General features: G+C 75.3%; 15 protein-coding genes and 1 pseudogene. 12 read left to right on the forward strand and 4 right to left on the reverse strand.

Features of this window, described 5'->3' with window-relative positions; all coding sequences use genetic code 11:
* Nucleotides 1-145: 145 nt before the first annotated feature.
* From ABEB09_RS05585 to ABEB09_RS05640, 12 genes are all read left to right on the forward strand, one after another.
* Nucleotides 146-913 carry an HAD family hydrolase gene (locus ABEB09_RS05585; protein ID WP_345687691.1) on the forward strand — a complete coding sequence of 256 codons (768 nt, stop codon included), beginning with the start codon at nt 146-148 and terminating at the stop codon, nt 911-913.
* Nucleotides 910-3,297 carry a glycoside hydrolase family 65 protein gene (locus ABEB09_RS05590; RefSeq protein WP_345693845.1) on the forward strand — a complete coding sequence of 796 codons (2,388 nt, stop codon included), beginning with the start codon at nt 910-912 and terminating at the stop codon, nt 3,295-3,297. The genes ABEB09_RS05585 and ABEB09_RS05590 overlap by 4 nt, the downstream gene beginning before the upstream one ends.
* 313 nt (nt 3,298-3,610) lie before the next feature.
* Nucleotides 3,611-5,071, forward strand: a complete 1,461-nt coding sequence (locus ABEB09_RS05595; protein ID WP_345687693.1) for a diaminobutyrate--2-oxoglutarate transaminase family protein — start codon at nt 3,611-3,613, stop codon at nt 5,069-5,071.
* Nucleotides 5,068-6,588: a pyridoxal phosphate-dependent decarboxylase family protein gene (locus ABEB09_RS05600; RefSeq protein WP_345687695.1), complete on the forward strand. Its 1,521-nt coding sequence runs from the start codon at nt 5,068-5,070 to the stop codon at nt 6,586-6,588. Before ABEB09_RS05595 ends, ABEB09_RS05600 begins: the two co-directional genes overlap by 4 nt.
* Nucleotides 6,585-8,060 (forward strand): lysine N(6)-hydroxylase/L-ornithine N(5)-oxygenase family protein, encoded by a 1,476-nt coding sequence (locus ABEB09_RS05605; protein ID WP_345687697.1) that lies wholly within the window; start codon nt 6,585-6,587, stop codon nt 8,058-8,060. The genes ABEB09_RS05600 and ABEB09_RS05605 overlap by 4 nt, the downstream gene beginning before the upstream one ends.
* Nucleotides 8,057-9,796, forward strand: a complete 1,740-nt coding sequence (locus ABEB09_RS05610) for an IucA/IucC family protein (RefSeq protein ID WP_345687699.1) — start codon at nt 8,057-8,059, stop codon at nt 9,794-9,796. Before ABEB09_RS05605 ends, ABEB09_RS05610 begins: the two co-directional genes overlap by 4 nt.
* Nucleotides 9,793-10,344: a GNAT family N-acetyltransferase gene (locus ABEB09_RS05615; RefSeq protein WP_380841456.1), complete on the forward strand. Its 552-nt coding sequence runs from the start codon at nt 9,793-9,795 to the stop codon at nt 10,342-10,344. The genes ABEB09_RS05610 and ABEB09_RS05615 overlap by 4 nt, the downstream gene beginning before the upstream one ends.
* Before the next feature lie 633 nt (nt 10,345-10,977).
* The gene (locus ABEB09_RS05620; protein ID WP_345687701.1) at nt 10,978-12,591 is read left to right on the forward strand and encodes a pyridoxal phosphate-dependent decarboxylase family protein; all 1,614 of its coding nucleotides are present in this window, start codon (nt 10,978-10,980) and stop codon (nt 12,589-12,591) included.
* Nucleotides 12,592-12,767: 176 nt separating this feature from the next.
* A complete protein-coding gene (locus ABEB09_RS05625; protein ID WP_345687703.1) occupies nt 12,768-14,573 on the forward strand; it encodes an IucA/IucC family protein in 1,806 nt (601 codons plus the stop codon).
* Nucleotides 14,570-15,379, forward strand: coding sequence for an ABC transporter ATP-binding protein (locus ABEB09_RS05630; protein ID WP_345687705.1), 810 nt, complete (start codon nt 14,570-14,572; stop codon nt 15,377-15,379). Before ABEB09_RS05625 ends, ABEB09_RS05630 begins: the two co-directional genes overlap by 4 nt.
* A gap of 70 nt (nt 15,380-15,449) precedes the next feature.
* On the forward strand, nt 15,450-16,454 hold the full coding sequence (locus ABEB09_RS05635) for an ABC transporter substrate-binding protein (protein ID WP_345687706.1): 1,005 nt from the start codon (nt 15,450-15,452) through the stop codon (nt 16,452-16,454).
* Nucleotides 16,455-16,462: 8 nt separating this feature from the next.
* Nucleotides 16,463-18,535, forward strand: coding sequence for an iron ABC transporter permease (locus ABEB09_RS05640; protein ID WP_345687707.1), 2,073 nt, complete (start codon nt 16,463-16,465; stop codon nt 18,533-18,535).
* Between the two features lie 64 nt (nt 18,536-18,599).
* Here the strand turns inward: ABEB09_RS05640 and ABEB09_RS05645 are convergent, their stop codons facing one another.
* The 4 genes and pseudogenes from ABEB09_RS05645 to ABEB09_RS05660 all read right to left on the reverse strand — a co-directional run bounded on the left by ABEB09_RS05645 (nt 18,600) and on the right by ABEB09_RS05660 (nt 21,766).
* Nucleotides 18,600-19,976: a cryptochrome/photolyase family protein gene (locus ABEB09_RS05645; protein WP_345687710.1), complete on the reverse strand. Its 1,377-nt coding sequence runs from the start codon at nt 19,974-19,976 to the stop codon at nt 18,600-18,602.
* Between the two features lie 34 nt (nt 19,977-20,010).
* A pseudogene (locus tag ABEB09_RS05650) lies at nt 20,011-20,181 on the reverse strand (NAD-dependent epimerase/dehydratase family protein); the annotation flags it as partial.
* A gap of 89 nt (nt 20,182-20,270) precedes the next feature.
* A complete protein-coding gene (locus ABEB09_RS05655; protein ID WP_345687712.1) occupies nt 20,271-20,720 on the reverse strand; it encodes a hypothetical protein in 450 nt (149 codons plus the stop codon).
* A gap of 116 nt (nt 20,721-20,836) precedes the next feature.
* Nucleotides 20,837-21,766, reverse strand: coding sequence for a glutaminase (locus ABEB09_RS05660; RefSeq protein WP_345687714.1), 930 nt, complete (start codon nt 21,764-21,766; stop codon nt 20,837-20,839).
* Between the last annotated feature and the right edge of the window lie 47 nt (nt 21,767-21,813).

A 21,813-nucleotide genomic window follows, 5' to 3' on the forward strand; every position in this document is an offset into this window, starting at 1 on the left:
CGTGACGGCGTGACCCTCATGGCCCTCTTCGCCCCGGTATGCGGCCGCGGGCGGGTGATGATGGTCGGTGGAACCGTTCGGCACCCCGTCGTGTGAGCCCCCGATTCCGGGGCACCCGGCGGTTCGACGGGAGGAGAGCTCCGCCATGAACCGACGCACGGCCCGCAGCCCGGTGGTTCCCGCGCTGCGCGCCGTGCGTGCCGTCGTGTTCGACACCGACGGGGTGATCACCGACTCGGCGCGGGTGCACGCGGCGGCGTGGAAGGAGACGTTCGACGCGTTCCTCCGCGACCGGCCGCCGGCGGATCCCGCTCGGCGCGGGCCGTTCGACCCGGTCGGCGACTACCTGCGGTACGTGGACGGCAGGTCGCGTCTGGACGGGGCGGCGTCGTTCCTGGTCTCGCGGGGCCTGGACCCGACGCCGGCCGTGGTGGAGTCGGTGGCGGCCGAGAAGGAGCGGCGGTTCGTCGCGCTGCTGCGGACGGGGGGCGTCGACGCGTACCCGGGGACGGTGCGGCTGCTGTGGTCGCTGGACGCGACGGGCGTGCCGATGGCGGCCGTGTCGGCGTCGCGGCACGCGCGGGAACTCCTGGCGCGGGCGGAGGTGCTGGACCTGTTCGACGCCGTGGTGGACGGCGTCGAGGCCGCGCACCTGGGCCTGCCGGGCAAGCCCGATCCCGCGCTGTTCCTGGAGGCGGCGCGCCGGCTCGGTGAGCCCCCGGAGCGGTGCGCGGTGGTGGAGGACGCCCTGCCGGGGGTGGAGGCCGGGCGGCGCGGCGGCTTCGGGCTGGTCGTCGGGGTGGACCGCACGGGCGGGCCGGACACGGTGGCCGCGCTGCGCGGGCACGGCGCCGGCCTCGTCGTGCGGGATCTGGCGGAGCTGCTGGCCGAGCGGGAGGGCGAGCCGTGGTGAACGACTGGACGTGGGAGTTCGAGGGGTACGCGGGCGAGAAGGAGAGCCTGCGGGAGTCCCTGTGCGCCCTCGGCAACGGCTACTTCGCGACGCGGGGCGCGCTGCCGGAGTGCGCGGCGGACGGCACGCACTACCCGGGGACGTACGTGGCGGGCTGCTACGACCGGCTGGCGTCGGAGGTGGCGGGGCGGCGCGTCGAGAACGAGGACATCGTCAACCTGCCCAACTGGCTGCCGCTGCGCTACCGGGTGGTGGCGGACGGCCCGGAGCCGGGCCCGTGGCTGACGCCGGCGCACGAGTTCCTGACCGACCACGGGCTCACGCTGGACGTGCGGGGCGGCACGCTGGAGCGCCGCACGCGGTACGAGGACGACGACGGGCGGCGCCTGGCCGTACGGCAGCTGCGGCTGGTCCACATGGCCGATCCGCACGTGGCGGCGCTGCGCACCGAGTTCACGGCGGAGAACTGGGCGGGGACGCTGGAGGTGGAGGCCGAGCTGGACGGGTCCGTGGAGAACACGGGCGTGGCCCGCTACCGGCAGCTGGCGTCGCGGCACCTGGAGCACGTGGAGACCGGTGAGGCGGCGGGCGAGCGGGTGTGGCTGCGGTGCCGCACGGCCACGTCGGACATCCGGGTGGGGATGGCCGCGCGGACGGAGGCGCCGGAGCCGGCCGTGGAGGTGGTGCACGGCGACCGGCGGGTGACGCAGCGGCTGCGGCTGTCGCTGCAGCCTGGTGCGACGGTCGTCGTGGACAAGACGGTCGCGCTGCACACCTCGCGGGACCCGGCGATCTCGGACCCGCTGCACGCGGCCGTGGACCGGGTGGGGCGCGCCCCGGCGTTCCCGGAGCTGCTGGCCGCGCACCGGACCGCGTGGCAGCTGCTGTGGCGGCGGGCGGAGCTGGAGGTGCCGGACAAGGCGGGCCGGATCCTGCGGCTGCACCTGTTCCACGTGCTGCAGACGCTGTCGCCGCACACCGCGGACCTGGACGTGGGGGTGCCGGCGCGGGGGCTGCACGGGGAGGCGTACCGGGGGCACGTGTTCTGGGACGAGCTGTTCGTGCTGCCGTATCTGAACCTGCACTTCCCGGAGGTGTCGCGGGCGCTGCTGACCTACCGCCACCGGCGGCTGGAGCGGGCGAGGTTCGCGGCGCGGGACATGGGTCTGGCGGGCGCGCTGTACCCGTGGCAGAGCGGCAGTGACGGGCGGGAGGAGACCCAGCAGCTGCACCTGAACCCGCGGTCGGGGCGCTGGCTGCCGGACCACTCCCGGCTCCAGCAGCACGTGGGTTCGGCGATCGCGTACAACGTGTGGCGGTACTGGGAGGCGAGCGGGGACGACGAGTTCCTGCACACCAAGGGCGCCGAGATGATGCTGGAGATCGCCCGGTTCTGGGCGGACCGCGCCTCGTACGACGAGTCGGTCGACCGCTACCGGATCCGCGGAGTGGTGGGCCCCGACGAGTACCACGACGGGTATCCGGGCGCGAAGGCGCCCGGGATCGACGACAACGCGTACACCAACGTGACGGCGGCGTGGGTGCTGGCGCGGGCCCTGGAGCTGCTGGCCGATCTGCCCGAGCCGCGCCGCCGGGAGCTGGAGGAGCGGATCGGGCTGCGCCACAGCGAGCTCGCGCTGTGGGAGGACGTGTCGCGGCGGCTGCACGTGCCGTTCCACTCGGGGGTGATCAGCCAGTTCCACGGCTTCGGGGAGCTGGCCGAGCTGGACTGGGAGGGGATGCGGCGGCGGTACGGCGACATCCGGCGGCTGGACCGGATCCTGGAGGCCGAGGGCGACACGGTCAACCGCTACCAGGCGTCCAAGCAGGCGGACGTGCTGATGCTGGGCTATCTGTTCTCGCCCGCCGAGCTGCGGGGGCTGTTCCAGCGGCTGGGGCACGTGCTGGACGACGAGACGTGGTGGCGGACCGTCGACTACTACCTGCGGCGCACGAGCCACGGCTCGACGCTGAGCGTGCTGGCGCACGGCTGGGTGCTGGCCCGGGTGCGCCGGGCGGAGGCGTGGACGTTCTGCCAGGAGGCCCTGGAGGCGGACATCGCGGACCTGCACGGCGGGACGACGGGCGAGGGCATCCACCTGGGCGCAATGGCCGGGACGCTGGACCTGGTGCAGCGCGGGCTGACGGGGCTCGACACACGGGGCGGGGTGCTGCGGCTGGACCCGGTGCCGCTGCCGGAGCTGTCCGAGTACGACTTCACCCTGCGCTACCACGGGCACTGGGGCGTCCGGCTGCGGATGACGCCGGGCAGCCTGCACGTGGCCGTGCCGGACTCGGGTGTCGCACCGATCGACATCCGGCTGCCGGACCGTGCCGTGTCGATCGAGCCGGGCCGTGCGGCGCGACTACTGCTGCCCGACTGAGCGTTCGTCGCACGCACGTGTGTACGGCTCGCGGCCGGGGTATCAGCCGATCCGGCAGGTCGTGGGCCCCGCGGCGCCGTCCCGTTCGTCAACCGGCACCTCTCGTTCCCCGCACCGGCGCATTCAACTCAACAGGGGGCGCGCGCGGCGATGTTGGCGACGGCTCGGCGGGCATCGGCCACGGCAGACTCTTGATCCCGTGCGAGGTTAGGCTAGCCTAACTTTCCGTAGGCGGCGGTGGGCACCCCCACCGCGGCTTCCGCGCGTGCGCCTTGTGCGCCACCTCCGCAACACTGACCGAAGGGCATCCGCCATGCCGAACGGTGCGCTGCGCGCCGAGCTTCTCGAGCGCCAGGAGCGACGCGAGTCCTCCGCCCGTACCTACGCCAGCACCCTGCCAGTCGCCCCGGTCCACGCCGCCGGCGCGGTCATCACCGGCGCCGACGGGCGCACGTACCTGGACTGCCTCTCCGGCGCGGGCACCCTCGCGCTCGGGCACAACCACCCCGCGACCGTCGCCGCGCTCCAGGAGGTCCTCGCCTCGGGCGCACCGCTGCACACGCTCGACATGATCACCCCTCAGAAGGACGCGTTCAGCGGCGAGTTGCTGCGCAGGCTGCCCGGCGGACTGCGGGACGCGGCCCGGCTGCACTTCTGCAGCCCGGCCGGCACGGACGCCGTCGAGGCGGCCCTGAAGCTCGCCCAGCACGCCACGGGGCGGCGCGGGATCGTCGCCTTCACCGGCGCCTACCACGGCATGACGCTCGGCGCGTCCGCCGTGTCGGGGCCGCCGCGCATGAGCGGCATGGTGGGCGCGGAGGGGGTTCCCGTGACCCGGCTGCCCTATCCGTACGGGATGCGCTGCCCGTTCGGCACGGGCGACGCCGAGCGGTCCGGGGAGCTGTCCGCCCGGCTCCTGGAGAGCCTCGTCACCGACCCCAGCAGCGGCGTGGGCCTCCCGGCGGCGGTCATCCTGGAGGTCGTGCAGGGCGAGGGCGGCGTGGTGGAGGGCCCGGACGGCTGGCTGCGCGAGATCCGCCGCGTCACCGCCGAGCACGGCATCGTGCTGGTCGTGGACGAGGTGCAGACCGGTGTCGGCCGCACCGGCCACTACTGGGCCTGCGAACGGGCCGGGGTCACCCCCGACGTCCTCGTCACCTCCAAGGCGGTCGGCGGCGGACTGCCGCTCGCCCTCATCGCGTACCGCCCCGACCTGGACACCTGGCGGCCCGGCCACCACACCGGGACCTTCCGCGGCAACACCCTCGCCATGGTCGCCGGCGAGATCGCCCTGCGGACCGTCGCCGAGGAGCAACTGGCCGAGCGTGCCCTGAAACTGGGCGAGCGGATCCGCCGCGGGCTGCGCGACATCGCCGCCCACCGCTTGGTCCTCGGCGAGGTGCGCGGCCGCGGACTGATGATCGGCGTCGAGCTGGTCGACCCCGACGCCACACCCGACCGCGACGGCGTACCACCGGGCCACCCCGCCCTGGCCCAGGCCCTCCGCGCCGCGTGCGTGGACCGCGGCCTCCTGCTGGAGCTGGGCGGCCGGAACGACACCGTGATGCGCCTGCTCCCGCCCCTGATCCTCACCGACGAACAGGCCGACTCGGTGGTGGAACGCGTCGCGGCGGCGCTGGAGGCCGCGCTCGACGCGACGGCGGGCCCGGCGTCGCGTACGGAGGCCGGACGGGCGCCCGAGCCGGGGGCGTCGGAGCGGGCCACGGTGGCGCCGACCGCGGCGGGTGCGGGCCTCGTGGAGGGGGCTCGGTGAGGGCGGGTGATCTGGAGGGCGCCGTCTCCGGTGGCGCCGAGGGGGCCGCGGCTCTGGGGAAGTTGACGTCCGTCGTCCTCGATGCCCTCGCCGAGGGTGCCGTCACCCGTGGGGGGCCGCTGCCCGCCGGTGGCCCGCAGGCCGTCGCCCGGCGCTTACGGGCGGCCGTCGGACCCGTGCTGCCGGAGTACGGCACGGGTGCCGAGGAGGCGTTACGGACCGTCACACGGGCCGTGGCCGAGGGGGCCGCCGACCCGGCCGACCCCTGGTGCGTGGCCCATCTGCACTGCCCGCCGCTCGCGGTGGCCGCGGCCGCCGACCTGGCCGCCTCCGCGCTCAACCCGTCCATGGACTCCTGGGACCAGGCGCCCGCCGCCGCCGTGCTGGAGCAGGAGGTGACCGCAGCGCTCGGCGCGCTGGTCCACCCCGGCGGCCCGGCGCCCGACGCCCTCGTCACCAGCGGCGGCACCGAGGCCAACCTGGTCGCCCTGCTCCTCGCCCGCGAGCGGGCCGGTGCCGCCACGGTCCGGGTGGTGTGCGGCGACACCGCGCACCACAGCGTGCGGCGCGCCGCCTGGCTCCTGGGGCTGCCCGAGCCGGTCGTCCTGCCCTGCCGGGACGGGCGGCTGGATCCGGCGGCCGTCGACCGGGCCCTGACCGGGCTCGCGGCGCCCGCCCTGGTGGTGGCCACCGCCGGCACCACCGACGAAGGGCGCATCGACCCGCTGCCCCAACTCGCCGACGTGGCCCGGCGCCACGGCGCGGAGCTCCACGTGGACGCCGCCTACGGGGGCCCGCTGCTGTTCAGCGACCGCCTCGCCCCCCGCCTGGCCGGGCTCTCCGCCGCCACCTCCGTCACCTTCGACCTGCACAAACTCGGCTGGCAGCCGGTCGCGGCCGGCCTCCTCACGGTCCCCGACTCCGCGCTGCTCGCCCCGCTCGCCCTGACGGCCGACTACCTGAACGCCGACGACGACACCGAGGCCGGGCTGCCCGATCTGCTGGGCCGCTCCCTGCGCACCACCCGCCGCCCCGACGTACTGAAGATCGCCACCACCCTGAGAGCGCTGGGCCGTACGGGACTCGGCGCGCTCGTCGAGCACTGCGTGCGCGCGGCGGAGGAGTTGGCGGCCCGGGTCGACGCCCACCCGCGACTGCGCCGCCGCCCGGGCGACACCGGCATCAGCACCGTGCTGTTCCGGCCGGCCGCCGCCGACGCCCTGACCGGAGAAGCGGGCGACGCCCTCGTCGCCGAGGTGCGGCGCGTCCTGCTGGCCGAGGGACGGGCGGTGGTGGGCAGGGCCGTCGCCGAGGACGCCGACGGCAGACGCCGGCTGTGGCTCAAGGCCACGCTGCTCCACCCGCGCACGGCGGGCGAGGACCTCGAAGGGCTCCTCGACCTGGTCGCCGCCACCGCGGCCGCCGTCACCCCCGCCGTCGCCACCACCCCCGGTGCCGCCACCGCGGCCGCCGCCGGCCGAATACGCACCGGGAACGAACCGGAAGGACCTCGATGACCCTGGACACGACGCCCGTCGACCTGCTCGGGGTGGGCATCGGCCCGTTCAACCTGTCACTCGCCGCGCTCGCCGACGGAGTGCCCGGCCTCGACGCCGTCTTCCTCGACCAGCGCGACGCCTTCCATTGGCACCCGGGCCTGCTGATCGACGGCGCCACCCTCCAAGTACCGTTCCTCGCCGACCTGGTGAGCCTGGTCGACCCGACGAGCCCCTGGTCGTTCCTCAACTACGTCCGCCACCAGGAGCGGCTGTTCCCGTTCTACTTCGCCGAGCGGTTCCACATCCCGCGCGCCGAGTACGACGCCTACTGCCGCTGGGTCAGCGAACACCTGCCGTCCTGCCGCTTCGGCCACCGCGCCGACACGGTCCGCTGGGACCCCGGACACGAGGCGTTCGAGGTGGAGTTCACCCGCCTCGGCCCCGGCGGCGCCCCCGCGGGCACCGGCCGGGTCCTCGCCCGTCACCTCGCGCTGGGCATCGGCACCGCCCCGCACGTGCCCGCCGCGCTGCGGGCCCTCACCGACGACCCGGACACGCGGGTCGTGCACTCCGCGGACTACCTCGCCCACCGCGGGCCGCTCGCCCGGGCCGGCCACGTCACCGTCGTCGGCGCCGGCCAGTCGGGCGCCGAGGTCCTGCTCGACCTGCTGCGCACCCGGCCCGAGGGCCGGGAGGGCCTGGCCTGGCTGGCCCGCACCCCGGCGTTCGCCCCCATGGAGTACAGCAAGATCGGCCTGGAGCACTTCACGCCCGACTACACCCGCTACTTCCACGGCCTGCCCGAACCGGTCCGCGACCGGCTGCTGCCCGGGCAGTGGCAGCTCTACAAGGGGATCAGCTCCGAGACGCTCGACGAGATCCACCAGGAGCTGTACCGGCGTGCCCTGGCCGGCGGCTGGCCCGACGTCACGATCACGCCGGGCGTGACGGTCACCGGCGGCGAGCACCGCGACGGCCGGCTGGAGCTGCGGCTCGCCCACCGCGAGGAGGGGTCGGAGGCCCGGCTGCGCACCGACGCGGTCGTGCTGGCCACCGGGTACGCCGAGCGGCCCGTGGACGGGCTGCTGGAGCCGCTGCACCAGCACATCGCGCGGGACGGAGCGGGGCGGCCCCTCGTGGACCGGGACCAGCGGATGGTCCTCGACGAGAAGGTCGGCGGCTCGCTGTTCGTGCAGAACGCCGAGCGGCACACGCACGGCGTGGGCACGCCCGACCTCGGGCTGGCCGCCTGGCGCTCGGCGGTCATCCTCAACACCCTCGCGCCGCGCGACGTCTACCCGCTGCCGGGCCGTACGGCGTTCACCACGTTCGGCCTCACCCCGCGCCCGGGCGGCAGCACGGCTCCGCGGGCCGCCGGAGCCCGCACCACGGAACCCCGTACGGCCGAACGCCGTACGGCCGAGGCCCGCCCGGCCGAGGCCCGCACCGCCCCGTCCCGTACCACCGACGACCGGAAAGAGTGCGCATGAGCAACCTCCTGGACACCCCGCCGGGGAACCACCCCGCCGTGGCAGCCGACCGCGCCGCCGTCGACAACCTGCTGCGCTGCTGGGTGCGCGAGACCGGGGTGGAACGCCCCTCCGACGGCGTGCTGCGACTGGACCTGCCCGCGTCCGGCACCGGGGTCGAGGCGCCCGTCCTGTACTGGTCGCCGGTCGGCTGGCACCGGTTCGGGCCCGCCCGGCTGCGGACCGGGACACCCGCGTCCGCCACGGCGCTGGCCGCCCTCCTCGGCGTGGAGGCCGCGGCCGGTGACCCGGCGTCCGTCACCGACCTCACCGCGCGGGTCGCCGACTCGGTGCGCCGCGTCGAGGAGTTCGTACGGGTCCGGGCGGCCGCCCCGGAGGACCCGGCCGGCACCACCGCGTTCCTCGCCGGCGAACAGGCCCTCATCACCGGCCACCCGCTGCACCCCACGCCGAAGAGCCGCGAGGGGCTGACCGAGGCGGAGACCGCCCGCTACTCCCCGGAGACGCGCGGCGGTTTCCCGCTGCACTGGTTCGCCGCCGACCCGTCCGTCGTGAGCGCCGACTCGTCGCTCGGCCGTACCGCGCAGGAGGTGCTGGCGTCCCTCGCCGGCGACGGCATCGCCCCGCCGCCCGGCACCGTCCTCGTGCCCGCCCACCCGTGGCAGGCGAGGGACGTGACCGGCCGCCCGGCCGTGCGGGCCCTCCTCGACGCGGGGCTCCTGCACGACCTGGGCCCGGCCGGGCCCGCCTGGTCGCCCACCTCGTCGGTCCGCACGGTCTACCGGGCCGACGCGCCGGTGATGCTGAAGTTCTCGCTGGGCCTGCGCATCACCAACTCGCGCCGCGAGAACATGCGTTCCGAGCTGCACCGGGGCCTGGCCGTCGACCGGCTGCTGTCGGCGGGCCTCGCGGGGGCGCTGCACGCCGCGCACCCCACGTTCGACGTCGTACGCGACCCGGCGTGGCTCGCCGTCGACGCGCCCGACACCCCGGAGGAGCACGCCACCGGGCTGGACGTCGTCGTGCGGGCCAACCCGTTCGGCGCGGACGCCGCCGTGCAGGGCGTGTGCGTGGCCGGGCTGGTCGCCCCGCGGCCGGAGCTGCCCGGCGGACGGTCGTGGCTGGCGACGCTGGTGCACGGGCTCGCCGAGCGCACCGGGCGTCCGGTCGGTGAGGTCGCCGAGGAGTGGTTCGCGCGGTACGCGGAGCGGGTCGTCGCCCCCGTGCTGTGGCTCTACGCCCGCTACGGCCTCGGCCTGGAGGCCCACCAGCAGAACACGCTGGTCGTCCTGGACGAGGAGGGCCGTCCGGCGGGCGGCCGCTACCGCGACAACCAGGGCTACTACTTCTCGCCCGGCCGCAGCGACGCCCTGTACGGCTGGGTGCCGGGCATCGGGCGGGACCTCGGCACGTACGTCGCCGACGAGGTGATCGACGAGCGGCTCGCGTACTACGTCGGCATCAACAACCTGCTGGGTCTCGCCGGGGCGCTGGGCTCGCAGGGTCTGGCGGACGAGGAGCGGCTGCTGCGCCTGGCGGACCGGTTCCTGGCCGGGCAGTGCGCCGAGCACGGCGACCGGCTGCGGCTCGCGGCGCTGCTGCGGGACGAGCCGGTGCTGCGCTGCAAGGCCAATCTGCTCACCCGCGTCCACGGCATGGACGAGCTGACCGGGCCGCTGGAGGCGCAGTCCGTGTACGTGGACATCGCGAACCCGATCGCGGAGGTGCGCAAGTGACGCGCGAGGAGCCCGTGGTCCCCGTGGCGGAGCTGGAGCAGGGGAAGTTCGCCCTGCGCGCGGTCGACCCCGTGGCCGACGCCGGGCTGGTCCACGGCTGGATGAACGACCCGGAGGTGGCGGAGTACTGGGAGATGGCCGAGCCGCGCGACCGGATCGCGGCGTACCTGCGCGAGCAGGTCGGCAGCGGCCACTCCACGCCGTACCTCGGCTGCCTCGACGGTACGCCCATGAGCTACTGGGAGCTGTACCGCGCGGACCTGGACCCGCTGCACCGGCACTACGAGGCCCGGCCCCGGGACGCGGGCGTGCACCTGCTGCTGGGCCCCTCCGCGTACCGGGGCCGCGGCCTCGGGGCGACGCTGCTGCGGGCCGTCTGCGACTGGCGGCTGCGCACCGATCCGTACGCGCGCCGCGTGGTCGCCGAGCCGGACGTGCGCAACGTGCGGTCGGTGCGGACCTTCGAGCGGGCCGGGTTCCGGCTGGTGCGCCACATCGACCTGCCGGACAAGCGGGCGGCGTTCATGGTCCGCGAGCGGGACGCATGACGGGTCACGGGCGCCAGGTGCCGCCGGCGCCGCCGCACCCGGCCGTGCCGGCGCCGCCGCCCTCGGCGCCCCGGCCGCGGGCCCTGCCGGGCTCACGGCTCCTGCCGTACGGGGTGCCGGTCACCGCTGCCGGCCTGTGGGTGCGGCCGGAGGCCGTCGGCACGCCCGGCGGACAGGTGAGCACGGAGGTTGGGGAAGCGTTCCGGCTGTCGGGACGCTGCGGCCCGGTCGACGCGTCGGGTGTCCACGCGATCCGTGCGGCGCCAACCGGTCCGCCCGCCGTGCCCGTTCGGGATCCTGTCCGGCCGCCCGCGCCGAGCGGGGCTGTCGAGGCGCCCGGCAAGGACGCCGCCGGGAACGGCGGAACGGCCGCGCCCTGCGGGCGGCGGGACGTCCGGCTCCACGGTCCGCGCGGGGCCGGTGGCCCGCCGGGGACGACCGCCGGGCGTGACCGCCGTGCCGTCGGGCGCTCCGGCCGCCCGCCCGCCGCTCGCGCCCGGGCGTGTCCGCGTCCCGTCGCCGCCCGCGGGCCGTACGCGCCTCCGGCCGGCCCCTCGACGTCCGTGTCCGTCGTCCGACCCTGACCCCCTGCCCCCGCCCGCCCCGTACCCGGGACAACAGGAATGACCCGCCATGACGATGCCCGGTAGTGCCCTGTCCGGCCAGGTGCCGCCCGCGCCGGTACCCCGACGGACGTCCGAGCCCGAGCCCGCGCCACCGCCCCGCGTGCCCTCACCGCTGCTCGAACCCGACCTGCTGGCCGCCGCGCCGGCCGGGCTCGCCGACCTCGCGCGCCTGGTCACGGAGATCACCCGGGAGGCGGCCGGCGGTCTGCGCCTGCGCCACGGCCCGCTGCCCGCGCTGAGCCCCGAGGAGCTGACCCGGCTGGTGGACGAGCAGTTGCCGGACGGGGTCCTGCCCCGCACCGGCGCGGGGCGGGCCGCGGTGCTCGCCCTCGCCCGTGCCTGCGCCGCGACCACGGTCGACCTGGCGGACCCGCGGGCCGCCGCCCACCTCCAGCCGCCGTCGCTGGCGGTCGCCGCGGCCGCCGACGTCCTGGCGGGGATCTTCAACGCGTCCGTCGACACCTGGGACAGCGGCCCGTACGCGGTGGAGATCGAGCGCCGCCTCGTGCGCGGCCTGGCCGGGCTGACCGGCTACGGGCCGGAGTCCGGGGGCGTCCTCACGCCCGGCGGCAGCGCCTCCAACCTCCAGGCGCTGCTGATCGCCCGGGACGCGGCGGCCGCGAAGCTGCGCGACGTGCGCGGCGGCGGTCTGGCGGGGCTGGCCTGCGAGCCGCTGGTGTTCTGCTCGGAGCTGGCCCACTTCTCCGTCGCGCGGGCGTGCGCCGTGCTGGGCCTCGGCGAGGACGCGGTGCGGCCGGTGCCGGTCGACGCACGGCACCGGATGCGCCCGGAGGCGCTGGACGCGCTGCTGCGCGGCACCGACCCGGAGACCCACCTGCCGGTGGCGGTCGTCGCCACGGCCGGGACGACCGACTACGGCTCCGTCGACCCGCTCCCGGAGGTCGCCGCCGTGGCGCGGCGGCACGGCGTGCGGCTGCACGTGGACGCGGCGTACGGCTGCGGCGCGCTGTTCTCGGCGCGGCTGCGGCCGCTCCTCGCGGGCATCGAGGAGGCCGACACGGTCACCCTGGACCTGCACAAGACGGCCTGGCAGCCGGCGTCCGCGAGCGTGCTCCTGGCCCGTGACGCCGCCGACTTCACGCCGACGACGGGGCTGCGCGTGGCGTACCTGAATCCCGACGACGACGGCGAGGCCGGCTACGACGGCCTGCTGGGGTTGTCCCTGCAGACGACCCGCCGGGCCGACGCCCTGAAGGTCGCGGCGACGTTCCTGGCGCTCGGTACGGACGGGGTCGGGGCGATGCTGGACGCCTGCCACGACCTGGCCCGGCACGCCGAGGCCGCCATAGGGGCGCATCCGCGGCTCGCGCTCACCGCGGGGGCGACGCTGTCGACGGTCGTCTTCCGGTTCGTCACGCGGGACGCGTCCGCCTCCGACCGCGTCAACGGCGCGCTGCGCCGCCGCCTGCTGCGTTCCGGCTCCGCCCTGATCGGGCGCACCGACGTGAGCGGTGGCGACGGGCCCGGCTCCGTGCACCTGAAGCTCACGCTGCTGAACCCGCAGGCCCGGACGACGGACGTGGACGAGCTGCTGGCGGCCGTCGTCCGGGCGGGCGAGGCCGTGGAGGCCGGAGCGGCCGACGAGGAGGCCGCCGCGTGAAGCGCCGCATGAAGCGCCGCGAGGAGGAGCAGCGTAAGGGCGACGACCGGCGCCCCGACGACCGGTCCCGCAAGCGGACGGACCCCGAACGGTCCACCGAGAGACCCACCGAGAAGGCCACCGAGAGAGCCACCGAGAGACCCACCGCGCGATCCCACGAGAAAGGGCCCCTCCGTATGACTGACGGTCACCCCGTCCCCGAAGTCGCCGACGTCTCCCCCGAGTCGTGGCGGGAGGCGAACCGCCGGCTGCTGGCCAAGGCGCTGTCGGAGTTCGCCTTCGAGGAGCTGGTCAAGCCGCTGGAGCCGGCCACGGCGGACGGCCGCTACCGGATCGACCTGGACAGCGGTGTCTCGTACGCCTTCTCCGCCACGCGGGGTGCGCTGGGCTCGTGGCGGGTGGACGGTGCGTCGGTGACGCGGGGCGCGGCCGGGCTGCTCGGCAACGAGCTGGAGACCCCGGCGTGGGACGTGCAGCAGTTCCTGGTCGACTGCGCGGACACCATCGGCACGGACGCGCCGACGCTCGGGATGTACCTGACGGAGCTGTCGGCGACGCTCGCCGTGGACGCGGCGCGCATCGAGCACGGCGGGCAGAGCGCGGCACAGCTGCGCGAGCTGGGCCACGCGGAGCTGGAGTGCGCGATGACGGGCCATCCGACGCTGGTGGCGAACAAGGGGCGGATGGGGTTCTCGGCCTCCGACGTCCGGGAGTACGCGCCGGAGGCCCGGCAGCCCGTGACGCTGCGGTGGATCGCCGTGCACCGGGGGCTCGCCGAGTTCCGGGCCACGCCGGACCTGAGCGAACGGGCGGTGGTCGAGCGCGAGTTGGGCGCGGAGACGGTCGTGGCGTTCCGGTCGCGGATCGAGGCCGTGGGCGGTGACCCGGACGCGTACGTGTGGATGCCCGTGCACCCGTGGCAGTGGGACCACGCCGTGCAGGTGATGTTCGCGGGCGAGATCGCGCAGCGGCGGATCGTGCCCCTCGGCGACAGCGCGGACGTCTACCTGCCGCAGCAGTCCGTGCGGACGATGACGAACATGTCGGAGCGGTCGCGGTTCGACGTGAAGCTGCCCCTGAAGATCGTCAACACGCTGATCTGGCGCGGCATCCCGCCGCACTGCACGCAGGGCGCGCCGCTGACGACCCAGTGGCTGACGGGGCTGCTGTCGAGGGACGCGCTGCTGCGGGACGAGCTGCGGACGGTGTTCCTGGGCGAGGTGGCCTCGGTCACCGTGCGCCACCCGTACCTGGACCGGGTGCCGGACATGCCGTACCAGCACCTGGAGACACTGGGCTGCATCTGGCGCGAGTCGGTGTCGTCGCGGCGCGACGAGGGCGAGCGGGTGCGGACGTTCGCGTCGCTGCTGTACGTCGACGAGGACGGCACGTCGTTCGCGGCGGAGCTGGCCCGCGCGTCGGGGCTGCCGGCCGAGGAGTGGCTGTCGCGGCTGTTCGAGACGGTGACGCACCCGGTGCTGCACGTGATGTACACGTACGGCATCACGTTCAACCCGCACGGCCAGAACACGCTGATCGGGTACGACGCGAACGACGTGCCGCGCCGGCTGTTCCTGAAGGACTTCGTGGACGACGTGTCGGTGTCGCACACGCCGGTGCCCGAGCGCGGGCCCGAGCCGGACGGCCACGACCACGTGCTGCCGCGCAAGCACCCGGTGGTGATCCGCCAGCACGTGGTGGACCAGCTGCTGCTGGGCCACTTCCGGTATCTGGCGCCGCTCGCCGCCGAGCAGCTGGGCGTGCCGGAGGAGCGGTTCTGGCGGCTGGTGCGGCAGGCGGTCGTGTCGTACCAGAAGCGGTTCCCGGAGAAGGCGGAGCGGTTCGCGGCGTACGACATGCTCGCGGACGAGTTCCCGCGCTACCCGTTCAACACCGACCGGCTCGTCGTCACCCGCTATGTCGACCGGGCCCTGCGCCACGCCCTGCGCCCGAACGGCACCGTCCCCAACCCGCTGTCATGAGCGCCGAGATCAGTACGTCGGACCTCACCCTCGGGCACGGCGGCGAGCCGGTCGCCCGGGGCATCAGCGTCGCCCTCGCCCCGGGCGAGGTCACGGCGCTCGTCGGCCCGAACGGCTCCGGCAAGTCGACCCTGCTGCGGACGCTGGCGCGGCTGCACCGGCCGGACGCCGGGCAGGTCGTGCTGGACGGCCGGGACCTGGGCTCGTACCGGCCGCGCGAACTGGCCAGGAAGCTGAGCTTCCTGGCGCAGGCGCCGATCGTGCCGGCCGGGGTGACCGTGGAGGAGCTGGTCGCCTACGGGCGCCATCCGCACCAGGGGCTGCTGGCGCGCGGCACGGGCCGCGAGGACCGGGAGGCGGTCGCCTGGGCGCTCGACGCGACGAACCTTCAGGGGCTGGCCGAGCGCACCCTGGACCGGCTGTCCGGGGGCGAGCGGCAGCGGGCGTGGATCGCGATGGCGCTGGCGCAGCGGACCGGGCTGCTGCTGCTCGACGAGCCGACCACGTACCTCGACATCCGGTACCAGATCGACGTCCTGCGTCTGGTGCGGCGGCTGGCGGACGAGCACGGCATCACCGTGGCGGTGGTGCTGCACGACCTGAACCAGGCCGCCGCGTTCTCGGACGCGATGGTCGTGCTGGCGCAGGCCCGGATCGTGGCGTCCGGGACGCCGGCCGAGGCGCTGACGGAGGAGACCGTCCGTACGGCGTTCGGCATCGACACGACCGTCACCCTCGACCCCCACACAGGTGTGCCGACCTGCTTGCCGACCTGGCGCGAGCCGTCGGCGGCGGTCACCACCTGAGCACCGTCCGGAGCACCACCCGAGCACCACCACGCCCTGTACGACGCACGACGAGCAAAGGAACCACGCCATGCGCACTCGACCAAGGGGCCGTGTCCTCACCGCCCTTCTCGCCGCCGCGGCGCTCGCCGTCACCGCCGCCGGCTGCGGGTCCGCCGCCGACGAGGCGGGCGGCGGCACGCCGAAGAAGGAGGGCGGGACCGGCAAGGACGGCGGTGCCGTCACCATCACCCACCTCAGGGGCACGACGACGCTGAAGCAGCCCGCCACGAAGGTCGTCGCCCTGGAGTGGACGTACGCCGAGGACCTGCTCGCGCTGGGCGTGTCCCCGGCCGGCGTCGCCGACATCAAGGGGTACGACCAGTGGGTCACCGGCGGGCCGCGCTTCGGCGCGTCCGTCAAGGACGTCGGGACGCGCCAGGCGCCCAGCCTGGAGACCATCAAGGTGCTGAAGCCGGACCTGATCATCACCTCGAAGGTGCGCTCCGAGGCGAACTACGAGGAGCTCAACAAGATCGCGCCGACGCTGATGTTCGACCCGTACTCGTCGGCCGGCGAGTACGAGGAGATGCGGACCACGCTCAGGTCCATCGGCACGGCCGTCGGCCAGGCGCAGGCCGCCGACCAGGCGTTGAAGGACCTCGACGCGAAGGTCGCCGCCGCGAAGAAGAAGATCGCGGACGGTGGCCGGGGCGGCGCCGGGGTGACCGTCGCGCGCGGCTACACCACGGACGGCGCGGCCGTCGTGGAGGTCCTCACCGACTCCACCATCCCGGGCGGGCTGCTGCCGCAGCTGGGCCTGCAGAACGCGTGGAAGGGGAAGGCCGACGCGTACGGCATGAGCAAGGTGGACGTGGAGGGCCTGAAGCCGGCCGAGAAGTCCACGCTCGTGTACGTGGCCGCGAAGGACGACGACGTGTTCGCCACGTCCCTGCCGAAGAACGCCCTGTGGCGGAGCCTGGACTTCGTGAAGGGCAAGCGGGTCCACGCCCTCGACCCGGGCACCTGGTTCTACGGCGGGCCGTTCTCCACCGCCCAGGTCGCCGACGAGATCGCGAGCGCCCTCACTTCATGACCGGGCTCGTGACACGTCCCTCCACGGGGACGTCCACCGGGCCGGGCCGGACCGGGAGCGCGCGGCGCCTCCCGGCCGGCCCGGCCGCGGTCGTCGTGGGCGGGGTGCTCGCCCTGCTCCTGGTGACCCTGGCGCACCTGGGGTACGGGCGCAGCGACGTCGGCCTCGGCGACCTGTTGCGGCTGCTCGTGGGCGGCGGCGACGCCGGGACCCGGTCGGTGCTGGTGGGCGGGCGGCTGCCGCGCACGCTCGCCGGTCTGGTGGCGGGGGCGGCGCTGGCGGTGGCGGGTTGTCTGCTGCAGTCCTCGGTCCGCAACGCGCTGGCCTCGCCGGACACGCTCGGTGTGACGGCGGGCGGCTACCTGGCGGTGACGGTCACCGCCGTCACCGGGTTCTCGCTGGGTGACGCGCCGCGCGGCGCGGTGGCGTTCGCCGGCGGGCTGCTGGCGGCGGCGCTGGTGCACGCCGTGGCGGGCGGTGCGCGCGGCCGTCCCGCGCATCTGGTGCTGGCCGGCATGTCGGTGATGCTGGCGCTGACGAGTGTGACGGCGGTGCTGGTGGTGCTGTTCCAGGAGGAGACCGGCGCGGTGTTCTTCTGGGGGCACGGTTCGCTCGCCGTCGCCGACAGCGGGCGGTCCCTGACGGTGCTTCCGGTGCTGGGGGCCGGGCTGCTGGGCGGGGTGCTGCTGTCCAGGTCCCTGGACATCCTCGGCACGGGCGACGAGACGGCGCGGGGGCTCGGCGTGCGGGTGGGGCGGGTGCGGCTGACGGCGGTCGTGCTGTCGGTGGTGCTCACGGCCTGCGCGGTGACGGTGACCGGCCCGATCGGCTTCGTCGGCCTGGCCGCCCCGCACCTCGTACGGCTCGCCGGGGTGCGCCGGCACGCGGCGCTGCTGCCGTCGGCGGCCGTGTGGGGCGCGACGCTGTTGCTGGCGGCGGACCTGCTGGCCCGGGTGACGTCGCCGACCGGCAACGAGGTACCGGCCGGTGTGGTGACGGCGCTGTTCGGTGCGCCGCTGTTCCTGTGGCTGGCGCGGCGCCTGCCGGCGGAGCCGGCCGCTCCGGGCACGGTGATGCCGGGGCGGCGCGGGCGGCGGCTGCCGTACCCGCCGCTGCTCGCGGGCGGGGTCGCGCTGCTGTGCGCCCTCCTGGCCGGGGGCCTGGTGCTGGGCGACATCGCGGTGCCGCTCCCGGAGCTGCCCCGGCTCCTGACGGGCGGCGGGGACGAGCTGCTGCGGGGCGTGGTGCTGGAGTACCGGCTGCCGCGCCTGCTGGTGGCGGCCCTGGCGGGGGCGCTGCTGGCGGTGGGCGGCGGCATCGTGCAGACCGTGTCGCGCAACCCGCTCGCGGACCTCACGGTGATGGGCGTGAGCGGCGGCGCCGGGTTCGGTGCGGCGCTCGTGCTGGTGGCGCTGCCGGCCGTGCCGTACGCGGTGCTGCCGTTCGCGGCGCTGCTGGGCGGCACGGCGGCGTTCGCGCTGACGTACGGGCTGTCGGTGCGCGAGGGCTCGGTGGCGCCGGAGCGGCTCGTGCTGGTCGGCATCGGCACGTTCGCGCTGACGACGGCGGCGACCAACTACCTCGTGACGGGCGCCCGTTTCCAGGTGACGCAGGCGCTGACGTGGCTGTCGGGCTCGACGTACGCGCGGGACGCCACGGACCTGTCGGTGCTGGCCGCGGCGGCCGTCGTGGGCGTGCCGCTGCTGGTGGTGGCGTTCCGCAGGCTCGACCTGCTGGCGCTGGGCGAGGACACGCCGCGGTCGCTGGGGCTGCCGCTGGAGCGGACCCGGCTCGCGGTGCTGGTGCTGGCGGTGGCGCTGGCGGCGGCCGCGGTGGCCGTGGTGGGGACCGTCGCGTTCGTCGGTCTGGTCGCCCCGCACGCGGCGCGCATGCTGGTGGGTTCGCGCGCGCACCGGCTGCTGCCGACGGCGGCGCTGCTGGGCGCGGCGCTGATGGTCGCGGCGGACACGGTGGGCCGCACGGCCATCGCCCCGGCGGAGATCCCGTCGGGCCTCCTGGCGGCCCTGATCGGCACGCCGTACTTCGTGTGGCAACTCCACCGCGGCCACAAGTCCCCTTGACCGCGGGGGCGGCGCCCGGCGCGCCGCCCCCTCCGGTGCCCGGTGTGCCGGCGTGCGGTGTGGTTCAGTCGCCCAGGCCGCGTGCCCGCCGGAACCGGGCGAGGCCGTCGGACAGGTCCACGATCCGCTCCGGGTAGCCGGCGTGCACGTACGGGGCGGTGTGCGGTTTCCAGGGCTCGTGGACGGCCGCGCCCGGCACGTCGGCGAGCTCGGGAACCCAGCGGCGCACGTAGTGCCCTTCGGGGTCGTGGCGTCTGCCCTGGGCGACGGGGTTCAGGACCCGGTGGGGGCGCGTGTCGGTGCCGGTTCCGGCGACCCACTGCCAGTTGAGCTGGTTGTTGGCGAGGTCCCCGTCGACGAGGAGGTCCAGGAAGTGCCGGGCGCCGGCGCGCCAGTCGATGAGGAGCGTCTTGGTCAGGAAGCTCGCGGCGAGGAGCCTGCCCCGGTTGTGCAGGCAGCCCTCGTGGGCGAGTTGCCGCATGGCCGCGTCGACGACCGGGTAGCCGGTGCGGCCCCGCTTCCACGCCTCCAGGTCGGCGTCGGCGTCCGGTCCGGTGCGCCAGTGGTCGTGGCGGGTGCGGTAGTCGTCGTGCGCGGCCTCCGGGCGGGCGGCGAGCACCTGGCGGTGGAAGTCCCGCCAGCACAGCTGCCGCGCGAAGGCCTCCGCGCCCGGGCCGCCCCGGGCGCGGGCCCGGTGGACGACCTCGGCGGCGGAGACGGCGCCGAAGTGCAGGTACGGGGAGAGCCGGGACGTCGCGTCACCGGCCAGGTCGTCGTGGCGCTCCTCGTACGCGTCGACGCCGGCGCGCAGCCACGCGGCGAGCCGGCGGCGGCCGGCGGTCTCGCCGCCCGTGGTGAGCCCGGGCGAGGTGCCGGTCACGGCGGTGCGCCGGGGCGGGTCCTCGGAGTGGACGCCGTCGGGTACGGGCACGCGCCGGGGAGCGGCGAGGGGCTGCCGCAGCCGCTCCCGTCGCCAGCGCCGGAAGTACGGGGTGAAGACGGCGAAGTGGTCGGAGCCCTGGGGGGTGACGGCGCCGGGCGGCACCGCGGTGCCGACCCCGTCGTGGACGTGCAGGCGCCGTCCCTGGGCCGTGAGGGCCGCGCGCAGCCGGTCCTCCCTGTGCCGGGCGTAGCCGCTGTGGTCGGCGGCCAGGTGCACGTGGGCGGCGCCGGTCTCGGCGGCGACGGCGCAGACCGTGCGGACCACGTCCCCGGAACGGACGACGAGCCGGCCGCCGCGGGTGCGCAGCCCGGCGTCGAGGTCGGCCAGGCAGTCGGCGAGGAACGCGTCCCGGTTGGGCGCGCTGAACCCGGCGGCCGCGATGGCGTCGTCCCGTACGAAGAGCGGCACCACCGAGTCGGCGGACCGCAGCGCGGCGCGCAGGGGCGGATGGTCGTACAGCCTCAGGTCGGCGGTGAAGAGGACGATCGCGATGCTCATCAGCTGTCTTTCGCTGCGTTGCGGGCGGCGGCCCGACCTCGACCCGGTCGGCCCAGGGATGGTCGCGCAGCTTCTCCGGCGACCGGGCCGGGCAGCGGACCCGGTATCCGGCGTCGAGCAGTTCGGGCACCAGCCGCCCGCCGATGTAGCCGCTCGCCCCGGTCACCAGGCAGAGCCCGCCGGCCGCCGTGTCCGGTTCCGTCATCGGGCCTCCGTGCGGTGGGGGTCGGGGGGTCTCCCACTCTCTCCTTTCCGGGCCCCCACCGCCTGCCTGGAGCGTTCGGCCGTCCGGGTTCAGCAGGCGGACGGCAGGACCGCGGAGGCCTGGTCGTTGTCGCCGCCCGCGAAGTACACCAGGTTGACCCAGCCCCACTTGCCGTTGTCGGCCATGGTGTAGGCCCACCAGCTGTTGTAGTAGCCGCCCAGGTGGAAGTAGGCGGGGGTGAGGTTGTTGTTGTACGAGCGGCACTGGCCGGTGAACCAGTTGGCCCGTCCTCCCTCGTACAGGTAGCCGACGACGGGCTCGTTGGCGTAGGGCCAGCTGTAGACGGGGACGTTGCCCCGCCACAGGCCGCACACGTACTGGGGTCCGTAGGCGCTGGTGCGGCCGTTGGCCACGCAGGCGCCGGGGTCGCTGCCGGCCGCGGCGGCCGACGCCGTGGGCGCCGGCCCGGCCAGGGTCAGTCCGGCCGCGAGCAGGACCGCCGCCGCGCCGGCGTGCAGGACTCTGCGGATGGTCTTCATTTCTCCCCCTGTCGAGGTGTCACCGAGTACGGGACCTCAGGCCCGTCGCTGCCGGATGCTAGGGAGGGAGTGCCCCGCTCCGGACCTGACAGATGTCAGGGTTCCGCGGGGGGTGGTCAGAACACCGACAGGCCCGTCAGGGTCGTGAAGCGGTCCAGGGCCGCGACCCCCGCCACCGAGTTGCCGCGTTCGTCGAGGCCGGGGCTCCAGACGCACAGGGTGCAGTGGCCGGGGACGACCGCGATGATGCCGCCGCCGACGCCGCTCTTGCCGGGCAGGCCGACGCGGTAGGCGAAGTCGCCGGCGGCGTCGTACGTGCCGCAGGTCAGCATCACCGCGTTGACCTGCTTGGCCTGGCTGCGGGTGAGCAGCGAGGAGCCGTCGGCGCGGATGCCGTGCCGGGCGAGGAACCCGGTGGCGAGGGCGAGGTCCGCGCAGGAGGCCTCCAGGGAGCACTGCCGGAAGTACTGGTCGAGGAGGTCCGGGACGGGGTTGTCGATGTTGCGGTACGACGCCATGAAGTGTGCGAGGGCCGCGTTGCGGTCGCCGTGCGCGGCCTCGGAGGCGGCGATCTTCTCGTCGAAGTCCAGGCCGGGGTTGCCGCTCTCGGCGCGCAGGAAGGTGCGCAGGGCGCCGGCGGCGTCGCCGGTGAGGGTGTGCAGCCGGTCGGTGACGACGAGGGCGCCCGCGTTGATGAACGGGTTGCGGGGGATGCCGTTCTCGTACTCCAGCTGGACCAGCGAGTTGAACGGGTTGCCGGAGGGCTCCCGGCCGACGCGCTCCCACAGCGCCTCGCCCTCCAGGGAGAGGACGAGGGCCAGGGTGAACACCTTGGTGATGGACTGCGACGAGAAGGGCCGGCGCCAGTCCCCCACCCCGTACACGGTGCCGTCGAGTTCGGCGACGGCCATGCCGAAGCGGTGGGGGTCGGCGGAGGCGAGGGCCGGGATGTAGTCGGCCGGCCGGCCCCTGCCCGGAGTGGCGGCGATGTCGGCCGCGATCTGTTCGATGACGGGCTGGAAGGACGGTGCCACGGGCGTGCTCACTCCGGCGTGATGGGCGGTGCTGTTCGAGTGGATCGTTCGATCTCGGG

It is taken from the genome of Streptomyces coeruleoprunus, from assembly GCF_039542925.1.
GTDB classification, from domain to species: Bacteria; Actinomycetota; Actinomycetes; order Streptomycetales; family Streptomycetaceae; genus Streptomyces; species Streptomyces coeruleoprunus.